Here is a 17520-nt window from a genome sequence, read left to right as displayed (position 1 = left end):
ATGGATCTAATTTGCGAAGATATTCACTATTCAATTGGCCAGAAAAAAATTTTAAATGGCATTTCTCTAAAAGTCGAAGGGAGAAAATTCCACACTATTCTTGGACCCAACGGCTGCGGTAAAACAACCCTATTGAAGACTATATATCGTCAAATTAAACCAGACAGTGGTAGGATTTTTTTAAACGGAAGTCCATTAAAAAATTTGAGTTTAAAATCTACCGCTAAAGGCATGGCAGTTCTCAGTCAATTTAACCAGTTGCAATTTGACACCACTGTTGAGGAAATCGTGTTACTGGGGCGAATCCCCCACCTATCTTTTTTACAGAGGGAACAAGAAGAAGATTATGACTTGGTTCACCAATCTTTACTTAAAGTAGACATGGCTGACAAAGCCAAACGCTCCTACTCCTCCCTATCTGGAGGAGAAAAGCAAAGAGTCTTGTTGGCTAGAGCTCTAGCCCAGCAACCAAGCTTGCTACTCCTAGACGAGCCTACCAATCATCTGGATATCAAATACCAGCTGGATATTCTAAGTATTGTTAAAGACTTAGATATCAACGTATTGGCTGTTCTACACGATATTCAATTAGCCTGTCGCTACTCAGATTATCTGTATCTTATGAAAGGAGGTGAAATCCAATACCAAGGCATCCCTGAAGAAGTAATTTGTCAAGAATCACTGCAAGTCATTTATGGTGTTCAAAGCAAGGTCGCTTGGACCAGCGATCAACAAGCAATGATTCAGTATCTCTAAGAAACTATTTTCAGAGATGAATAGTTGAAGAAAAAATTGTTTCCAATGTGACTTTCTTATAATTAATGGAAACTTTTGGATAGCCACTTTTTGAAAACCTTAGCCTAATCTAGCTATATTCACAACACATGAAAGGAAATGTATATGAAAAAAACTCTCAGTATCTTACTCGTCTCAACAGCTGCACTGACAATGGTAGCCTGCAATTCCTCATCTAAGGAAAGTACGAAAGAAAGCTCAACTTCGCAATCTTCCTCAAAAACACAAAACGCGAAAAAGAGCACAGCAGAGACAAAATATCCAGTGACAATCAAAACCTACGATGCCGAAGGCAAGGAGATTGATCAGGTCTTTGAAAAGGCACCGGAAAAGGTCATCACCAACAATCTTTCGACGACCGAAATCTTGATTGAACTAGGCTTGAAAGACAAGATTGCTGGTATGCTCAATCCAGACAACGACGTCACAGATAAATACAAGGCTGATATTGCCACCATTCCGCAGGTCGGCGACAAGAAAACTGTATCACAAGAAACTGTGCTATCCTATGAGCCAGACGCTCTTCTTGGACGAAACATGATGTTTTCCGAAAAATCTCTGGGGACAGTTAGTGCCTGGAATGAAAATAAAATCCCTGTCTATACACAAAAGGCTTCCCTGTCCAATACCAAGCAAGATCTAGGCAATATCGTTGAAGATGTCAAGAATATAGGAACCATCTTTAACGTTCAAGATAAGGCCAATCAGTATGCCAACCAGCTACAGGCAAGAATTGACACTGTCAAGAAGGCGAATAAGGCTAGCCAAGGAGAAAAGAAAAAAGCGCTCATCATGTGTGCATATAACGATGAGACTTTCGGTGCTTATAAATCTGCTCTGCAAGAAAGTCTGCTAAACCAGCTCGGCTATACCAATGTAGCGACTGGAACCTCTGGCTTAACCTTGGAAAACCTGGTTTCTATGGATCCAGAACTCATCATCTACGTAACCAGCGACCGCAACAAGTCCATGGATGAGCAAGCAGTTGATCTAATGAAAGCCAATCCAGTTCTGGAAGATGTCCCAGCGGTCAAAAATCAGAAAATTATGACCATCTCCTATGATGAGTTTATGGATTATGGTCCTGCTGTAATCGACTCACTCGAGAAAATCAATGACTTTATCAATAAATAAGGCCTTTGTCTGGGAGGGTATCACTGTCAATATTACTCTGCCCCAAGATTATGACGGATCACGACCTTATCCAGCAATCTTGCTAAATGATGGCCAGATAAACTACCTAAGCAAGCTTTCTCCATCGGTAATCTTGATTGGACTGATACCGAACAATAGGCTGGACGATTTTACACCCTGGAAAGCCAATGCTCTAAAGCCTGGCAATCCTGATTTTGGTGGCAAAGCAGATAGTTACCATCAAAAGCTCTTCAGCGGTATTTTAACAGAAATCAGACAGCACTACCTACTGGACGACAAGAGAATTGCCTATGGTGGCTACTCTCTCGGTGGACTAGTTGCTGTATACAGCCTCTATAGCAACTGCAAGATCCCCTGTGTCTTTTCTATCTGCGGTTCCTTTTGGTACCCAGGTTTTACCGACTATTGCCAGACACAGGACTTGAAAAACAAGGACTGTCTAGTCTATTTACAGAATGGAAAGACAGAAGGTGCTCATCATTCTAATCGCTTGGCTAAAGCACCATTCTATGCCGAACTGGTCCACAGTGTCATTCAAAATCAGATAACTGACACTTACTCTGTCTTTGATTCTTCTGGACATCATGATGCTCTTCAATCAAGATATGATTCCTTTATAAAATGGTTAGTTCAAAACTGGAATATAGAAACAACTAGTTAACTATCTTTCTTGAAAACTTTAATCTAATCATGGCACTATATAGAGAAACACTTTAATTTTTATTGAAGTAGACTGCTTCTACCTCCCTCATCTCTTCTGATTTTAGAAAGATGATAAAAAGCACCAGATTTACTTCCCCCTAAGACTTAGATAGAAATAATCTAAAAACTAGGGTAGGGTAAAATTGGTGCTTTTTCTGTCTTAAAGTATAACTACTCTACAGTTACTTCTCCAGTTCTATAGTTAATACGAATCCCGGTTTGAATATTTGGAACGAAGACATTAAACTCAAGACTTCCATCGCTAGACTTTGCTTCTAAATGAGAGCCCGCTGCTATTAAGTCATCAGGATTAGCATAAATCAAGGTTACTCGATAACGAACTCGCTTCTTTTTATCCAAAGCCTTCCGAATCAAGCTTTCATAAAAATTTTGTCCAGTAGACGAAGGGCTGTTTGCTTGATTTGCCCAGGCTGTTTGAACAGCGATATTCTCCGGGTTGCTTGTAGAAGCGTCGAAGTTCTTTAAGCCTCCGACTAAAGAATAAGCTAATAAATGCCCTCGATCAACAGCATGATTAAAATCTCCAGTAAGATTTCTCAGCTGATGCCAGCCGGCAGGAACCCAACTTGTCGTCCCGTTTCCGGTTTCTTCTCGATTTTTGTATTGTCTAGTCTGTTTAGAAAGCAGTGCGTTCCCAATTATTGGTACTAACTGTCCCTGGACTGACTTCGTTTGATTTTGTGCATAAGGCTGACTGGCAATATCAGCATTCAGGTCTGTCTTGTTGCCATTAATAATAAAAGCACCTGCCTGATTCCATTCTATGCTGCCTTTTAATTGCTTACGAACAGAATCAGTCAGCACACTCTGAGATAGTGCTTGCTCGGGAGTTGAGATATCCCTTCTTCCTGTTCTTTGAACCTGTGGATTAGACTTTATGTTATCCTGATTCTGATGGTTTGAGAAATAATTAGCACCAGCTATCAGAACAAGTGCCAGAATCAGTCCTACTATGCTCTGAAAGAGTTTCTCTTCTTGTTTTTTCTTCATTTTTTCCTCATAAAAATAGGAGCGGACAAACTGCCCTATACTCCTTATTTACCTGTGAATTTATTAATAATGCTCTGCCATTTATCAGGTGATAAGATGGACCAAGGATTATCGCCACCACCAATCACACCATAACCAATAACTAAACCAATAGCAAAGACAAGGAGTCCCAATAAAATCACTAAGAGAACAATCCCAACTTGTTTCGCTACATATTTCAACTCATCATTCATCGTCATCTTCCTTCACACGCTTGATGTTGGCTCCTAGAGCAGCCAATTTCTCATGGAAAAGATAGTAACCACGATCTAAATGCTCTAATTTGCTAACCTTGGTTTCCCCACTAGCGATAAGGCCAGTCAAAATTAAGGCCGCACTAGCCCTTAAGTCAGTAGACATGACCTCTGCTCCTTGAAGCTTCTGCCCTCCAACAATTCTTGCTGTATCCCGCATAATTTCAGAGTGCAAGCCCATACGACGCATCTCTTCTAAATGTTGGAAGCGATTTTCAAAGACTGTCTCAATCATAGTTGATTCGCCACGAACTACCGTCATCAAGGCAGTAAACTGAGCCTGCATATCCGTTGGAAAACCTGGGTGAGGCAGGGTTTTAACACTAACGGCTTTTAAGCGAGATAGATCTGATTGAATCCGGATTCCCTCTTCTTCTTCAGTTACTGATACACCCATTTCCTGTAGCTTAGCTAGCAAAGGACGATTGTGTTCCCAAATCGCATCCTGAATCAGAACATCACCACCTGTCATAGCAGCAGCAACCATAAATGTTCCCGCTTCAATTCGATCCTGAACGACACTATGTTTGGTTCCTATTAATTCTTTGACTCCAAGAATGGTTAAGGTCTCAGTCCCTGCACCACGGATCTTAGCCCCCATTTTATTGAGCAAGACAGCTAGATCAACAATCTCTGGTTCCCTAGCAGCATTTTCAATAACAGTTGTCCCTTCAGCCAGTGTCGCAGCCATCATAATATTCTGAGTCGCGCCTACACTCGGGAAATCCATATAAATATGTGCCCCGTGCAACTTATCTGCTTTTGCTTCAATATAACCGGCTGTCTGAGTAATCTCAGCCCCCATTGCTTCAAGACCTTTCAGATGCAAATCAATTGGACGACTTCCAATCGTACAGCCACCAGGCATTGATACCTTAGCATGTCCATTACGCGCCAAGATAGGCCCTAGGACGACAATAGATGCCCTCATCTTGCTGACATACTTATAGGGGGCTTCTTCTGTGATATCTTGACTAGCATCGACCACAATCTCATGCTCATCCTGATTGAAGTCTACAGTAGTATTTAAACCGCGAACAACATTGTTCATGGTAAAGACGTCTGAAAGGACAGGTACATTTGTTAAAATCGTTTTTCCTTTACTTGCCAAGACGGTTGCAGCCAAAAGAGGTAAGACTGCATTCTTTGCACCCTCGATTTGTACTGTTCCAACTAAGCGATTATTTCCACCTTGAATAATAATTTTATCCATATATACTCCCTTACTCATTCATTGTTTCTAGCTTCTCTCTTATTTTACGTTTCCATTCAAAATATCAAAACTCACTTGATAAATACTTAGGAAAAAAAGACTAACCAGATAACCAAGCGCAATACTCAAGAATAGAATGAGTAAGCGAATTTTTAAAGCATTATCAGCATTTACTTTCAAGAGCCTCTCCCAGTTAACAAGACTAGATAATAACTGATGAGACAAAAAAATAAATAGTAAATGACTGCTAAGCGTAAAAACTATTTGAATCATAGACCTATTATACCAAAAATACTAAATAATGGGAAATGACCTTTACTTATCCCCTCTCGCCTTGTTCTTGAAGCAAGTTCTAACAGAAAAAAGCTTGTTGCCTTACAGCAACAAGCTTATATCTAATCATTATTTAACAAAGTCAAGCAATGCCAAGAAGCTTTCAGCTTCAAGTGAAGCTCCACCAACAAGGGCACCGTCAACGTCAGGGCAAGCCATGTATGAAGCTACGTTCTCAGGTTTAACTGAACCACCGTATTGAACACGAACTTTGTCCGCAACTTCTTGACCGAAGTCTGCAGCTACAACGTCACGAACAACTTTACACATTTTTTGTGCATCGTCTTGTGAAGCTGATTTACCAGTACCGATAGCCCAGATTGGCTCATAAGCGATAACGGTTGAAGCAACTTGTTCAGCTGTCAATCCAGCCAATGCAGCAGATACTTGAGCACCTACAAATTCAGCAGCTTTACCAGCTTCGTAAGTTTCAAGTGACTCACCGCAACAAATGATTGGAAGCATACCGTTTGCAAAGATTGCTTTTGCTTTTTTGTTAATATCTTCGTCAGTTTCATGGAAGTAGTCACGACGTTCTGAGTGACCGATAACAACGTAGTCTGTACCGATTTCTTTCAAAACTTGTGGGCTAGTTTCACCAGTGAAAGCACCTGAATTTTCAAAGTAGCAGTTTTGAGCAGCAACTTTAAGGTTTGAACCTTTAGCAGCAGCAAGAACAGCTGTCAAATCAACTGCAGGAGCTGCGATACCTGCTTCAACAAGGTCTGATGAAGGAAGTTTTGATGCAACGGCTTCAACGAATGCTTTTGCTTCTTCTGGATTTTTGTTCATTTTCCAGTTACCAGCGATAAATGGTTTACGTGACATTTCACATACCTCTTTTTTCATTTTATTTTCATGTTCCATTGTATCACAGTTGACTCAATAAATAAAGGCGCTTGCTAAGTTTTTATCAAATTGAAACGGCTAAAATACTGCTCTCTATTTTATAAAAGACCTTGCTATATGTCCATTATGAAGCTAAATACATTGGTGTTAGGAATATTAGTAAACAAATCCTTCTTTCAAAAAAATATAAAAAAACCCGCATAAGCGGGTTTAGTGTCTGACTTAAATTGTTAATCTGGTAACTTAATTGAATTAAGCTTCGATTTCTGTAACCATACCTGAACCAACAGTACGTCCACCTTCACGGATAGAGAAAGTAGTACCTTGTTCAACGGCGATTGGGTGGATCAATTCAACTTCGATAGTTACGTTATCACCAGGCATTACCATTTCAGTACCTGCTGGAAGTTCGATTGAACCTGTAACGTCAGTTGTACGGAAGTAGAACTGTGGACGGTAGTTGTTGAAGAATGGAGTGTGACGTCCACCTTCTTCTTTAGTAAGGATATAAACTTCACCTTTGAATTTAGTGTGTGGGTTGATTGAACCTGGTTTAGCAATAACTTGTCCACGTTCGATTTCATCACGTTGGATACCACGGAGAAGCACACCTACGTTGTCCCCTGCAAGACCTTCGTCAAGCTGTTTACGGAACATTTCAACACCAGTAACAACTGCTTTTTGGATTTCTTCTTTGATACCAACGATTTCGATTTCGTCGTTGACTTTAACGATACCACGGTCGATACGTCCTGAAGCAACTGTACCACGTCCAGTGATTGAGAATACGTCTTCGACTGGAAGAAGCAATGGTTTGTCAGTGTCGCGTTCTGGTTCTGGAATGTATTCATCAACAGTGTTCATCAATTCCATGATGATATCTTCATATTTAGAGTCACCTTCAAGAGCTTTAAGAGCTGAACCTTGGATAACTGGAAGATCGTCACCTGGGAAGTCGTATTCTGACAAGAGGTCACGGATTTCCATTTCAACCAACTCAAGCAATTCTTCATCGTCAACCAAGTCAACTTTGTTCATGAACACGATCAAGTGTTTAACACCAACTTGGCGAGAAAGAAGGATGTGCTCACGAGTTTGTGGCATAGGACCATCAGTTGAAGCTACTACAAGGATAGCTCCGTCCATTTGAGCGGCACCAGTGATCATGTTTTTAACGTAGTCCGCGTGTCCTGGAGCGTCGATGTGAGCGTAGTGACGTTTTTCAGTTTCGTACTCAACGTGTGCAGTGTTGATTGTGATACCGCGTTCGCGTTCTTCTGGAGCAGCATCGATAGACGCATAGTCTTTAGGTTGGTTAACTGATGAAGGCAAGCGACGTGCCAATACAGTTGTGATAGCTGCTGTCAAAGTAGTTTTACCGTGGTCAACGTGTCCGATAGTACCAATGTTAACGTGTGGTTTACTACGATCGTATTTTTCTTTTGCCATTTGAGTAAAAGCCTCCAATAAAATATATTTTATAGATAGACAGTAGGCAATACAGTCTAACTTTCCTTACTATTTTATCAAATTCTAGTGAAAATGCAAGCCTTTTACACATTTTTTGTGAATAAACCTTTTCTAACAGAAAGCTCAACTTGTATATGACAAGTTGACTACTAGCATATAATCTTAAACTCATCAGCTGCTTCTCTTCTTACTTCGTTAAATGGTTTAACAAAACTACAAAAATGATTTAATCGATTATAAAAAAATCGGAAATAATTCCGATTTTTTCTTTGTATTAGCCCGAATTTCGTAGACCTGTTGCAATACCATTGATAGTGATATGAATCAGCTTTTCTTGATCAGGTGTAAGTTGGCCATTACGCTGACGTTTAATCAGCTCTAGTTGAATATAGTTCAAAACATTAAAGTAAGGCATACGATAGTCCAAGCTGTCTCTTAAATAAGTATTTTCAGCCAAGAGCTCATCGTGTCCTTCAATCTCAAGAATAACATTCTTGGTTAGTTGCCACTCGTCTAAGATAATGTTGAAAATATCTCGAACATTTTGATCTTCGCATAACTGAGCATATTCAAAAGCGATGTTCATATTGGACTTAGACAGGACCATGTCAACATTTGATAATAGAGACTTGAAGAATGGCCATCTCTTGTACATAAGTTGTAGAAAAGCAAGATTATTTTCCGGATCTTGATCAATAAATTCTTTGAAACTTGAGCCAACACCATACCAACCAGGGAACATCACTCGACTTTGAGACCAAGAGAAGACCCATGGGATCGCTCGAAGACCACCGATTTCAGTAATCGTTTTACGAGCAGCAGGACGAGAGCCAATATTAAAGCTAGAAATTGCTTTGATTGGGCTAGATTCAAAGAAATAATCATAAAAGCGCTCGTCGCCAAAAACTAAATCACGATAAATCTGATAGCTTCGCTCGACAACCTGATCCATAATCCTCTCATATTTATTGGAAGTATGGGTATCACTTTTCTTATGTGTTACCATTCGATTGATTGCTGCAGAAACAAGCATCTCCAAGTTATAGTAGGCGGCATCTTTATTACCATATTTGTTTCCAATCACTTCGCCCTGTTCAGTAAGACGGATACGGTCATTGATACTTCTTAAGGGTTGTGAAGTAATAGCTTCATAGGTTGGACCGCCACCACGTCCGACTGTACCTCCACGACCATGGAAGAAGGTAATTTTAACACCAAATTTATCACCAATAGCAGTCAGCTGTTGCTGAGCCTTATAGAGAGTCCAGCAAGAAGATAGGTAACCACCATCTTTATTACTGTCTGAATAGCCCAGCATGATTTCTTGGTAATTATTCTTAGAGGCAATCCACTTCTGAGCAATAGGCAAAGATAGATACTTCTCCATTGTTTCGCATGAATTATCCAAATCTTCAATGGTCTCAAAAAGAGGAACAATCTGTACTCGAGTCCCATTTTCATCAATCAGTCCTACTTCTTTCAGCATGATAGCCAACTCCAGTAAGTCTGATACACTGGTCGAGTGAGAGATAATATTCTGCTTGATGACTTCTTCACCAAGTGCATCTTTCAGCTGTCGAGCAGTCTTGAAAATTTCTAATTCTTTTTGCAGAAGTTCAGACTTAGGCTCATGGGTAGCTGATAGGATACGAGGATCTTCTAGCAGCTGCTTAAGTAGTACCTGACATTTCTCTTCTTCAGATAAGCTACTGTAATCTTTTACAATGTTTGCCGAAGCCAAGAGTTCAGCCACACAAGCCTCATGAACACTGGAATCTTGTCGCATATCAATGCTGGCTAAGAAGAAGCCAAAAACATCTACTGCTTGTAAAAGTTCAGTCAGGTCTCCTGTCACCAAAGCCTCACCATGATGTTCGATAAGAGAATCATAAATGACTTGTAAGTCTTCCTTGAATTCTTTTGCAGTTTTGTAAGAAGGTGTTTCCTCTTTCTTCAACTCAGTTAAGGTTTCACTGATACGTGACTGGATATAGTTTGGAATAATTTCCCGCCCCTTATTACTCACAGAAGGAGTTGTTTTGGTAGACAATGTTTTCTCAGCTCGATCAGTAAAGCGCTGACCTTCATTTGAAAAATTACCTTCTTTTAGGTACAGCAAGGTCTGAATCAGCTTAGACTGTATATAATGAAAAGCACGTCGGTAAGGTTCATTTTCACGATAAACAGACTTATCAGTTGACAAAGCAGCCATTTCTGCTACTGCCTGACTAGTTTCTGAGAGATTTGTTGATAGAGAGAAAGTACGATAAAGTGTATAAACCTTGTCAATGTAATAGTTGAGAATGACTTCACTCTGGAGAGTGGCTGATAGTTTCAAGGTTTCTGCCGTTACAAAAGGATTCCCATCCCGGTCGCCACCGATCCACATTCCCATGGTAATAGGTTTAGGATTATCCAACTTGATACCCCGCTCTTCTGCCAAGCGTCTGTATTCGACCATAAAATTGGTAATGGCTTGTAGAAAAGAGCTATTGTAGTATTCCATAACATTGGTAATTTCATTGGTTACTTTTAGCTTCTTATCCCGAATCATATCTGTCTGCATCATGAGCTCGATGTAACGACGAAGGTTGCCTAGCCACTTCTTCTCATTAACCAGACCAGCCTTAACATCTCGATGCTGACGCAAAAGGGTGTGAATATGATTTGTCAGATCCAGCATTGTCTTTCTTTGCACTTGAGTTGGGTGAGCAGTCAGTACCGGAACAACATTTAAATTTTCTAGAATTTCTTTTGCATTCTCCCGCGTTGAAATCAAGTCAATAGTTGTTGATAGCTTTCCAAGATAATCTTGGTCAATATTGTTCTGATGGTTGATTTCATAGGCTAGATCAACGTCTTCAGAAATATTAATCAAGAGTGGAAGAATAGAAAAATAACGAGAAATATAGACCATTTCTTCTGTTGTTAGTTCTTCTACGATTTCCTTTAGTTCCTGGTATTTGGAGTGAACAGCTAAGTCCTCCATCATTGCAATCTTTTCGAATGTCTCAGGACTAAGAATTTTACGCGTAACATCAGTAAGTAAGTCCGTCAAAATGGAAACTTCTTCTCGAATAACCTCTTTATTACTAAAGCTTTCTAACTTATTAAATGACATGGTCTGAACCTTTCTATTTAAGGACAAAGACTAGCTAACAACCAGCTGGTCTCACAAAGTTTCTTCTAAAACACGATTGATATTGTTTCGTTTTTCGTTGGCATCAATATTGAGTACAAAGGCAATTCCAACTGACAGAACTAAGAGACTGTTCCCACCTTGAGATAGGAATGGAAAAGTCACCCCTGTTGAAGGAATCAATCCAGAGATCCCTCCAATGTTTATAAAGGTTTGGGTCAGCATCATGCCTCCAATTCCCAAAGCTACCATTGAATTAAAAGGGTCTCTAGCTCGAATACCTACCAAAATGATTCTCAAGATTAGGAAAAACAGTAGGGCCAAAATTAAGCTAGCACCAATAAAGCCCAATTCCTCAATAACAATTGAAAATACAAAGTCTGTCTGAGCCTCCGGCAGGTATCCTCGCTTTTCAATGGAGTTTCCCAATCCTAACCCGAACCAGCCTCCATTAACAATCGCATAGTATGAATTCGCAAGCTGATGTCCTGCTCCAGACACATCAGTAAAGGGATTAAAGAAAGCACTAAATCTCTTAGCAACATATCCAAATAAGGGAACTTTGGAGACCTTTTCCACACCAATCAGCCAAATACTGGATAAGATCAAGGTTGAAGTTCCTACTAGTATTCCCAGAATAGCCGAGAACCATCGATGTCCAATACCACTTACAGAAACCATTATCAGGACTGTCAGAGCTAAAATAGTTGCATTCCCCAAGTCCGGCATGATAACAACAATACCTATCAAAATTCCTGTGATAGTCCGCCAATCGCTTAAAGTTCTGGGCAACCAACGGTTAAAAGTTAATGCTTGATAATCATATATTTCAATCTCTTCCTGCTTTCTTGAAAACCTCAGAGCTAAGAACCAGACAAGCAGAATTTTCAGATACTCAGCTGGCTGAATACTAAAACCGCCAATAAAAAGCCAACCATGAGCTCCGTTTACAGCACGAGTTACAAAACGCGATAAGAGTAACAGGATCACTTCCACTAAAATGAAGCCAAACAAAACCTCTTGTTTCTTAAAAATATCGATCTTTACCTTGTAGATAAAGACAATTGCTATTAAACTCACAATCCAAAATATGCCTTGATTCATAACTGATTTAAAAGAATTAGCACCTGACTGAACCAAGGTCGCACTGGTTGTTGAATAGACAATAATCAAGCCTAAAACTGATAAAATCAAATAGGGAATCAAGATAGAGTAGTTTAATAGGTGTCGTTTGTCAATCTTCATACTTCACCTAAATTTTCTAAAATTTCATTGTACATTATATCATTTTTCAAAACGAAAAAAAAGCCATATCCTTTTCGCAATGTAGCAAAATCTTATGATAAAATGTAAGAAAACAACTGATTGGAGGTCTAAAACTATGAATGTTTACCAATTTTCTGTCGAAAAACAAGATGGCAGTCAGCTTTCACTGGACAGTTTTAATGGGAAAGTCTTACTCATTGTAAATACAGCAACTGGCTGCGGATTTACTCCACAGTATAAAGGACTGCAGGAATTATATCTTCGCTATCATGGTGAAGGATTTGAAATATTAGATTTTCCCTGCAATCAGTTTAAAAACCAAGCTCCAGGAAACGCAGAAGAAATCAATAATTTCTGTAGACTAAACTATCAGACCACCTTTCCCCGTTTTCAAAAGATTAACGTAAATGGGAAAGAAGCTGCCCCACTATATACTTGGCTTAAAAAAGAAAAAGGTGGATTTCTTTCTAAAGATATTAAGTGGAACTTCACCAAATTTCTTTTAGATAAAGAAGGACATGTGATAAATCGCTACTCTCCTCAAACATCTCCTCAAGATATTGAAAATGACATTCAAAAACTTTTAAAATGAATAAATCTCAAACAAGGAAAAACTTAAGCGCTAGGTGTTCAAAAAGTTCTATTATAAATGATTTTTTTTGCTTTTTTATTTATTTTAGGTTAAAATAAAAAAAGTATGAGAAAGAAGATAAAACCAATCGTTGTACTCGTTTTCTTTGTCTGCTTTATTCTAACAATATTGGTTAGCAGGCAATTATCGAATGCGAAAGGTCAACGAGAACAAACAAAAACTGTCCAATCATCTTCTTCAAGCTCTTCGGAAAAAATAGATCTTTCTAAACCAATCATCGATTTGTCTGGTTGGCAACTTCCGAGCGAGATTGATTATGATCAATTGGCAAAAAATGTTTCAGGAGTCATTGTGCGTATCCAAAGCGGTTCCTATACCAAAAAGGAGAATGCTGCTACCTATGCTAACGGGCTGGATAAAGCATATAAAACCCATATCAAGGAATTTCAAAAACGTAACATCCCTGTAGCAGTCTATGCTTATGTATCTGCTTCTTCAACTAAGGAAATGGAAAAAGAGGCAGAAAGTTTTTACAAGGCTGCATCAAAATACAAGCCGACCTATTACTGGCTAGATGTTGAAGAAAAAACTATGTCTGATATGAACGGAGGAGTCGAAGCCTTCCGTGCTAAATTAGAGTCTTTAGGCGTAAAGAATATCGGGATTTATGTAGGCACTTACTTCATGGAAGAACACAGCATAAATACTGAGAAATTTACAGCTCTTTGGATTCCAACTTATGGAACTGATAATGGTTATTACAATGCCGCTCCCAAGACTGACATTGATTATGACTTGCACCAATATACTTCCCAAGGAACTTTAAATGGTTTCTCTCATCCATTAGACTTAAACCAGATTTCAACTTTAAAGAACCGAGAGGAAACACATGCCAAATTATTTGGCAAACAATGATTTAAAATCAAGTATTTTACTTGATTTTTTCTTTTCACTTTAAGCAAGTTCTGCCCATTTTAGGACTTTACTTAAATTTTCACTAACTAAAAGTAAAATATGTTATAATAAACTACATTGAACATGTTAAGGAGATTTTGATGTTTTCTTGGATTACAAGAATGATTAAAGGAGTGATTATCGCACTAGGTTTTATCTTGCCTGGTGTTTCTGGCGGAGTCTTAGCTGCCATCTTGGGAATTTATGAGCGTATGATATCCTTTCTAGCTCATATCAAAGATAACTTCAAAGAGAATGTCCTCTTTTTCTTTCCGGTTGGTATAGGTATGATTCTTGGAATTGCCCTCTTTTCTCTTCCGGTTGAATATTTACTAGCCCACTATAAGATTATTGTTCTTTGGGGATTTGCTGGAGCTATTATTGGGACGATTCCTAGTTTAATCAAGGAGTCTGTTCGCGAGTCAGACCGTGATCGAATAGATATAGCTATTTTTTGGCTGACATTTATCCTGTCAGGTTTACTCCTATATTTCCTCAATAGCTTGGTAGGAACACTTCCAGCAAACTTCTTGACCTTTATACTTGCAGGAGCCTTAATTGCCTTAGGAATATTAGTTCCTGGTCTTAGTCCCTCTAATCTACTTTTGATATTAGGCTTATACACTCCAATGTTGACTGGTTTTAAGTCCTTAGATCTTTTTGGAACATTTTTACCAATTGCAATCGGAGGAGCCTTAGCTCTCATAGCTTTTTCAAAAACAATGGACTATGCACTCAAAAATTTTCACTCGCGAGTCTATCATTTCATTATAGGTGTTGTGCTTTCTAGCACCTTGCTTATTGTCATTCCAAATGCTGGTAATAGTGAAAGCATTACTTATGCAGGAACTTCTATTATCACCTTTGTCATAACAGCCTTCTTCTTTGGCTTAGGTATTTGGCTGGGAATTTGGATGAGTCAGTTAGAAGAGAAGTATAAATAATGGCAAAAAAAACAAAATTAAAAAAAACACTAGTCGAACAAATCTTAACTAAGGCGGATATTCCCCACCAAGGATTGCAAATTAATGCCCTCGAAAATGAAACTGGCGACATAGATGACCGGTCTCAGATCTATAAAACCCTTGCACTGACAGGGGATAAAACCGGGCCTGTAATTGGTATTCTCCCCATTACTGAGCATTTATCTGAGAAAAAATTAGCCAAGATTTCTGGAAATAAAAAGGTTGCTATGATTCCTCAAAAGGAACTCGAAAAAACAACTGGTTATGTTCACGGTGCCAACAATCCAGTTGGTATCCGCCAAAAGCACTCCTACCCTATCTTCATCGACCAGGTTGCTCTAGAACGAGAAGCCATTATCGTATCCGCTGGAGAAGTTGGACGTAGCGTTCTAATCAAGGCCCAGGACTTGGCGGATTTTGTCAAAGCAGATTTTGCAGATATAAAAGAAGACTAAATCAGGCATTTTATTTGAAAGAGAAAACTATGAAACTATACTTTATCCGTCATGGAAAGACTGAGTGGAATTTGGAAGGTCGCTTTCAGGGTGCTGGAGGCGATTCACCTCTCTTACCTACTGCTATTGAAGAATTACATGTTCTAGGGAATCACCTTGCTAAAACTCGTTTTGATAAGATATTCTCTAGTGATTTAAGCAGAGCTGTAAAAACAGCTGAAATTATAAATTCAGAAAACCAGTTTCCGCAAGAAATTATTCTTAAAGAGGAATTAAGAGAATGGAAATTAGGTAAATTAGAGGGGGCAAAATGGGCAACTGTTGCTGCCGTATATCCCCACCAAATGCATGCCTTTCGTCATAATCTTGCTCAGTTTGACCATAGTTTATTTGATGCTGAATCAGTTTACCAAACGACCCATCGGGTTATCCATTTTATCAAGTCTCTAAAAGATTTAGAGGCGGAGAATCTCTTATTTGTTGGACATGGAGCTAATCTTACGGCTTCAATTCGGACTCTTCTTGGCTACGATGTTGGCAGCATACGAAAAAATGGTGGCCTCAGTAATGGAAGTGTCACCATCCTCGAAACAACTGATTTTGAGAAGTTTTCTCTACTAGACTGGAACAATACTGACCATCTTGAAAATCTTGATACTGTGAATCTTTAAATTCGCAGTTTTTTCTTTCTTAAAAGCTAAATATAGGTGAATTTCCATAAATTTTGTGATAAAATAAATTGGAATACTTTTGGAGGAAAACATGACTACTGAACATTTTGAAGAATTAAATGACCAGCAAATTATTCGCCGTGAAAAAATGGCTGCGCTGGCTGAGCAAGGAATTGATCCTTTCGGAAAACGTTTTGAGCGCACTGCAAACTCTGGACAATTAAAAGAAAAATACGCAGATAAAAGTAAAGAAGAGTTGCACGACTTAGCTGATACAGCTACTATTGCTGGACGTCTCATGACTAAACGTGGTAAAGGAAAAGTTGGATTTGCTCACATCCAAGACCGCGAGGGCCAAATTCAAATTTACGTCCGCAAAGATGAAGTCGGTGAAGAAAACTATGAAATCTTTAAAAAAGCTGACTTAGGAGACTTCCTTGGAGTTGAAGGTGAAGTGATGCGTACTGATATGGGAGAATTATCTATTAAAGCTACCCATATTACCCACCTCTCTAAAGCACTTCGTCCTCTTCCTGAAAAATTCCATGGACTGACAGATGTGGAGACTATCTACCGCAAACGCTATTTGGATTTGATTTCTAACCGTGAGAGCTTCAATCGATTTGTTACTCGCTCAAAAATCATTTCTGAAATCCGCCGTTACTTAGATGGTCAAGGCTTCCTTGAAGTTGAAACTCCTGTTCTCCACAATGAAGCAGGCGGTGCTGCTGCCCGTCCTTTCATTACTCATCACAATGCCCAAAATATTGATATGGTGCTTCGAATTGCAACTGAATTGCACCTTAAGCGCCTCATCGTAGGTGGTATGGAACGGGTCTATGAAATCGGACGTATCTTCCGTAACGAAGGAATGGACGCTACTCATAATCCAGAGTTTACATCTATTGAAGTTTACCAAGCTTATGCAGACTTCCAAGATATTATGGACTTGACAGAAGGCATTATTCAACATGCAGCTATCTCTGTATGTGGAGATGGACCTATAAACTATCAGGGAACTGAAATCAAGATCAATGAACCATTTAAACGCGTTCATATGGTAGATGCCATCAAGGAAATTACTGGCGTAGATTTCTGGCGAGATATGAGCTTTGAAGAAGCCGCTGCCTTGGCCAAAGAAAAGAATGTTCCTCTCGAAAAGCACTTCACAGAGGTCGGCCATGTTATTAACGCTTTCTTTGAAGAATTTGTTGAAGAAACCTTAACTCAACCAACCTTTGTCTATGGTCATCCTGTTGCAGTATCTCCTCTGGCCAAGAAAAATCCAGAAGATCCACGCTTCACTGACCGTTTCGAACTCTTCATCATGACCAAAGAATATGCCAACGCCTTCACCGAATTGAACGATCCAATCGATCAACTCTCTCGTTTTGAAGCGCAAGCTAAAGCCAAAGAGCTTGGTGATGATGAAGCAACTGGCATTGACTATGACTATGTCGAAGCTCTAGAATATGGTATGCCACCAACTGGAGGTCTGGGTATTGGGATCGACCGTCTAGTTATGTTGCTGACTGACGTGACTACTATTCGCGACGTCTTGCTCTTCCCGACAATGAAATAATTTTCACATTCAAACACTGCTGTACTCCAGCGGTGTTTTTTATAACCAAAAAAAGAGTTTAGGTTCCTAAACTCT

17 protein-coding genes are annotated in these 17520 nt (G+C 39.3%); 9 read left to right on the top strand and 8 right to left on the bottom strand.

The annotated features are described in order from the left end of the window. The 3 genes from HMPREF3108_RS00300 to HMPREF3108_RS00290 all read left to right on the top strand — a co-directional run bounded on the left by HMPREF3108_RS00300 (nucleotide 1) and on the right by HMPREF3108_RS00290 (nucleotide 2611). A complete protein-coding gene (locus tag HMPREF3108_RS00300; protein WP_061598661.1) occupies nucleotides 1-756 on the top strand; it encodes an ABC transporter ATP-binding protein in 756 nt (251 codons plus the stop codon). A 144-nt stretch (nucleotides 757-900) separates the two neighbouring features. Continuing rightward, on the top strand, nucleotides 901-1929 hold the full coding sequence (locus tag HMPREF3108_RS00295) for an ABC transporter substrate-binding protein (protein WP_070492847.1): 1029 nt from the start codon (nucleotides 901-903) through the stop codon (nucleotides 1927-1929). Next, the gene (locus tag HMPREF3108_RS00290) at nucleotides 1910-2611 is read left to right on the top strand and encodes an alpha/beta hydrolase-fold protein (protein ID WP_070492845.1); all 702 of its coding nucleotides are present in this window, start codon (nucleotides 1910-1912) and stop codon (nucleotides 2609-2611) included. The genes HMPREF3108_RS00295 and HMPREF3108_RS00290 overlap by 20 nt, the downstream gene beginning before the upstream one ends. 212 nt (nucleotides 2612-2823) lie before the next feature. Here the strand turns inward: HMPREF3108_RS00290 and HMPREF3108_RS00285 are convergent, their stop codons facing one another. The 8 genes from HMPREF3108_RS00285 to ftsW form a co-directional block, all read right to left on the bottom strand. Continuing rightward, nucleotides 2824-3663, bottom strand: a complete 840-nt coding sequence (locus HMPREF3108_RS00285) for a DNA/RNA non-specific endonuclease (protein WP_045634644.1) — start codon at nucleotides 3661-3663, stop codon at nucleotides 2824-2826. A 44-nt stretch (nucleotides 3664-3707) separates the two neighbouring features. Then, nucleotides 3708-3896 (bottom strand): DNA-directed RNA polymerase subunit beta, encoded by a 189-nt coding sequence (locus HMPREF3108_RS00280; RefSeq protein ID WP_020992673.1) that lies wholly within the window; start codon nucleotides 3894-3896, stop codon nucleotides 3708-3710. Next, the gene (gene murA, locus HMPREF3108_RS00275; RefSeq protein ID WP_045634645.1) at nucleotides 3889-5169 is read right to left on the bottom strand and encodes a UDP-N-acetylglucosamine 1-carboxyvinyltransferase; all 1281 of its coding nucleotides are present in this window, start codon (nucleotides 5167-5169) and stop codon (nucleotides 3889-3891) included. The genes HMPREF3108_RS00280 and murA overlap by 8 nt, the downstream gene beginning before the upstream one ends. 39 nt (nucleotides 5170-5208) lie before the next feature. After that, nucleotides 5209-5442 (bottom strand): DUF1146 family protein, encoded by a 234-nt coding sequence (locus HMPREF3108_RS00270; RefSeq protein ID WP_037622338.1) that lies wholly within the window; start codon nucleotides 5440-5442, stop codon nucleotides 5209-5211. Nucleotides 5443-5571: 129 nt separating this feature from the next. Further along, nucleotides 5572-6330 carry a triose-phosphate isomerase gene (gene tpiA / locus HMPREF3108_RS00265; RefSeq protein WP_012000225.1) on the bottom strand — a complete coding sequence of 253 codons (759 nt, stop codon included), beginning with the start codon at nucleotides 6328-6330 and terminating at the stop codon, nucleotides 5572-5574. Between the two features lie 273 nt (nucleotides 6331-6603). Continuing rightward, the gene (gene tuf, locus HMPREF3108_RS00260; RefSeq protein ID WP_045634647.1) at nucleotides 6604-7800 is read right to left on the bottom strand and encodes an elongation factor Tu; all 1197 of its coding nucleotides are present in this window, start codon (nucleotides 7798-7800) and stop codon (nucleotides 6604-6606) included. Between the two features lie 295 nt (nucleotides 7801-8095). Then, nucleotides 8096-10942: a phosphoenolpyruvate carboxylase gene (ppc, locus tag HMPREF3108_RS00255; protein WP_048778511.1), complete on the bottom strand. Its 2847-nt coding sequence runs from the start codon at nucleotides 10940-10942 to the stop codon at nucleotides 8096-8098. A 51-nt stretch (nucleotides 10943-10993) separates the two neighbouring features. Beyond that, a complete protein-coding gene (gene ftsW / locus HMPREF3108_RS00250; RefSeq protein WP_060554005.1) occupies nucleotides 10994-12205 on the bottom strand; it encodes a cell division peptidoglycan polymerase FtsW in 1212 nt (403 codons plus the stop codon). Between the two features lie 136 nt (nucleotides 12206-12341). Here ftsW and HMPREF3108_RS00245 point away from each other — a divergent pair, with 136 nt between their 5' ends. The 6 genes from HMPREF3108_RS00245 to lysS all read left to right on the top strand — a co-directional run bounded on the left by HMPREF3108_RS00245 (nucleotide 12342) and on the right by lysS (nucleotide 17445). Then, entirely contained in the window at nucleotides 12342-12818 is a 477-nt protein-coding gene (locus HMPREF3108_RS00245; protein WP_061603691.1) for a glutathione peroxidase, read from the top strand. Nucleotides 12819-12923: 105 nt separating this feature from the next. Beyond that, nucleotides 12924-13733, top strand: coding sequence for a glycoside hydrolase family 25 protein (locus HMPREF3108_RS00240; RefSeq protein ID WP_048778509.1), 810 nt, complete (start codon nucleotides 12924-12926; stop codon nucleotides 13731-13733). A 140-nt stretch (nucleotides 13734-13873) separates the two neighbouring features. Further along, nucleotides 13874-14716 carry a DUF368 domain-containing protein gene (locus HMPREF3108_RS00235; protein ID WP_048778506.1) on the top strand — a complete coding sequence of 281 codons (843 nt, stop codon included), beginning with the start codon at nucleotides 13874-13876 and terminating at the stop codon, nucleotides 14714-14716. Next, nucleotides 14716-15192, top strand: coding sequence for an aminoacyl-tRNA deacylase (locus HMPREF3108_RS00230; RefSeq protein ID WP_048778503.1), 477 nt, complete (start codon nucleotides 14716-14718; stop codon nucleotides 15190-15192). Before HMPREF3108_RS00235 ends, HMPREF3108_RS00230 begins: the two co-directional genes overlap by 1 nt. 29 nt (nucleotides 15193-15221) lie before the next feature. Continuing rightward, a complete protein-coding gene (locus HMPREF3108_RS00225; protein ID WP_012000218.1) occupies nucleotides 15222-15863 on the top strand; it encodes a histidine phosphatase family protein in 642 nt (213 codons plus the stop codon). Nucleotides 15864-15954: 91 nt separating this feature from the next. Further along, entirely contained in the window at nucleotides 15955-17445 is a 1491-nt protein-coding gene (gene lysS / locus HMPREF3108_RS00220) for a lysine--tRNA ligase (protein WP_070492843.1), read from the top strand. Nucleotides 17446-17520: the final 75 nt, after the last annotated feature.

This window comes from Streptococcus sp. HMSC10A01, assembly GCF_001807785.1.
GTDB lineage: Bacteria > Bacillota > Bacilli > Lactobacillales > Streptococcaceae > Streptococcus > Streptococcus gordonii.
This window is presented reverse-complemented; position numbering and strand designations above follow the sequence as displayed.

Excerpts from the sequence above, each read along its gene's own strand:
- HMPREF3108_RS00225 (WP_012000218.1), top strand. The coding sequence starts at position 15,222 with ATGAAACTATACTTTATCCGTCATGGAAAGACTGAGTGGAATTTGGAA.
- lysS (WP_070492843.1), top strand. The coding sequence starts at position 15,955 with ATGACTACTGAACATTTTGAAGAATTAAATGACCAGCAAATTATTCGC.
- HMPREF3108_RS00270 (WP_037622338.1), bottom strand. The coding sequence starts at position 5,442 with ATGATTCAAATAGTTTTTACGCTTAGCAGTCATTTACTATTTATTTTT.
- HMPREF3108_RS00285 (WP_045634644.1), bottom strand. The coding sequence starts at position 3,663 with ATGAAGAAAAAACAAGAAGAGAAACTCTTTCAGAGCATAGTAGGACTG.
- HMPREF3108_RS00290 (WP_070492845.1), top strand. The coding sequence starts at position 1,910 with ATGACTTTATCAATAAATAAGGCCTTTGTCTGGGAGGGTATCACTGTC.
- ppc (WP_048778511.1), bottom strand. The coding sequence starts at position 10,942 with ATGTCATTTAATAAGTTAGAAAGCTTTAGTAATAAAGAGGTTATTCGA.
- HMPREF3108_RS00230 (WP_048778503.1), top strand. The coding sequence starts at position 14,716 with ATGGCAAAAAAAACAAAATTAAAAAAAACACTAGTCGAACAAATCTTA.
- HMPREF3108_RS00240 (WP_048778509.1), top strand. The coding sequence starts at position 12,924 with ATGAGAAAGAAGATAAAACCAATCGTTGTACTCGTTTTCTTTGTCTGC.
- HMPREF3108_RS00245 (WP_061603691.1), top strand. The coding sequence starts at position 12,342 with ATGAATGTTTACCAATTTTCTGTCGAAAAACAAGATGGCAGTCAGCTT.
- HMPREF3108_RS00300 (WP_061598661.1), top strand. The coding sequence starts at position 1 with ATGGATCTAATTTGCGAAGATATTCACTATTCAATTGGCCAGAAAAAA.
- tpiA (WP_012000225.1), bottom strand. The coding sequence starts at position 6,330 with ATGTCACGTAAACCATTTATCGCTGGTAACTGGAAAATGAACAAAAAT.
- murA (WP_045634645.1), bottom strand. The coding sequence starts at position 5,169 with ATGGATAAAATTATTATTCAAGGTGGAAATAATCGCTTAGTTGGAACA.
- ftsW (WP_060554005.1), bottom strand. The coding sequence starts at position 12,205 with ATGAAGATTGACAAACGACACCTATTAAACTACTCTATCTTGATTCCC.
- tuf (WP_045634647.1), bottom strand. The coding sequence starts at position 7,800 with ATGGCAAAAGAAAAATACGATCGTAGTAAACCACACGTTAACATTGGT.
- HMPREF3108_RS00295 (WP_070492847.1), top strand. The coding sequence starts at position 901 with ATGAAAAAAACTCTCAGTATCTTACTCGTCTCAACAGCTGCACTGACA.
- HMPREF3108_RS00235 (WP_048778506.1), top strand. The coding sequence starts at position 13,874 with ATGTTTTCTTGGATTACAAGAATGATTAAAGGAGTGATTATCGCACTA.
- HMPREF3108_RS00280 (WP_020992673.1), bottom strand. The coding sequence starts at position 3,896 with ATGAATGATGAGTTGAAATATGTAGCGAAACAAGTTGGGATTGTTCTC.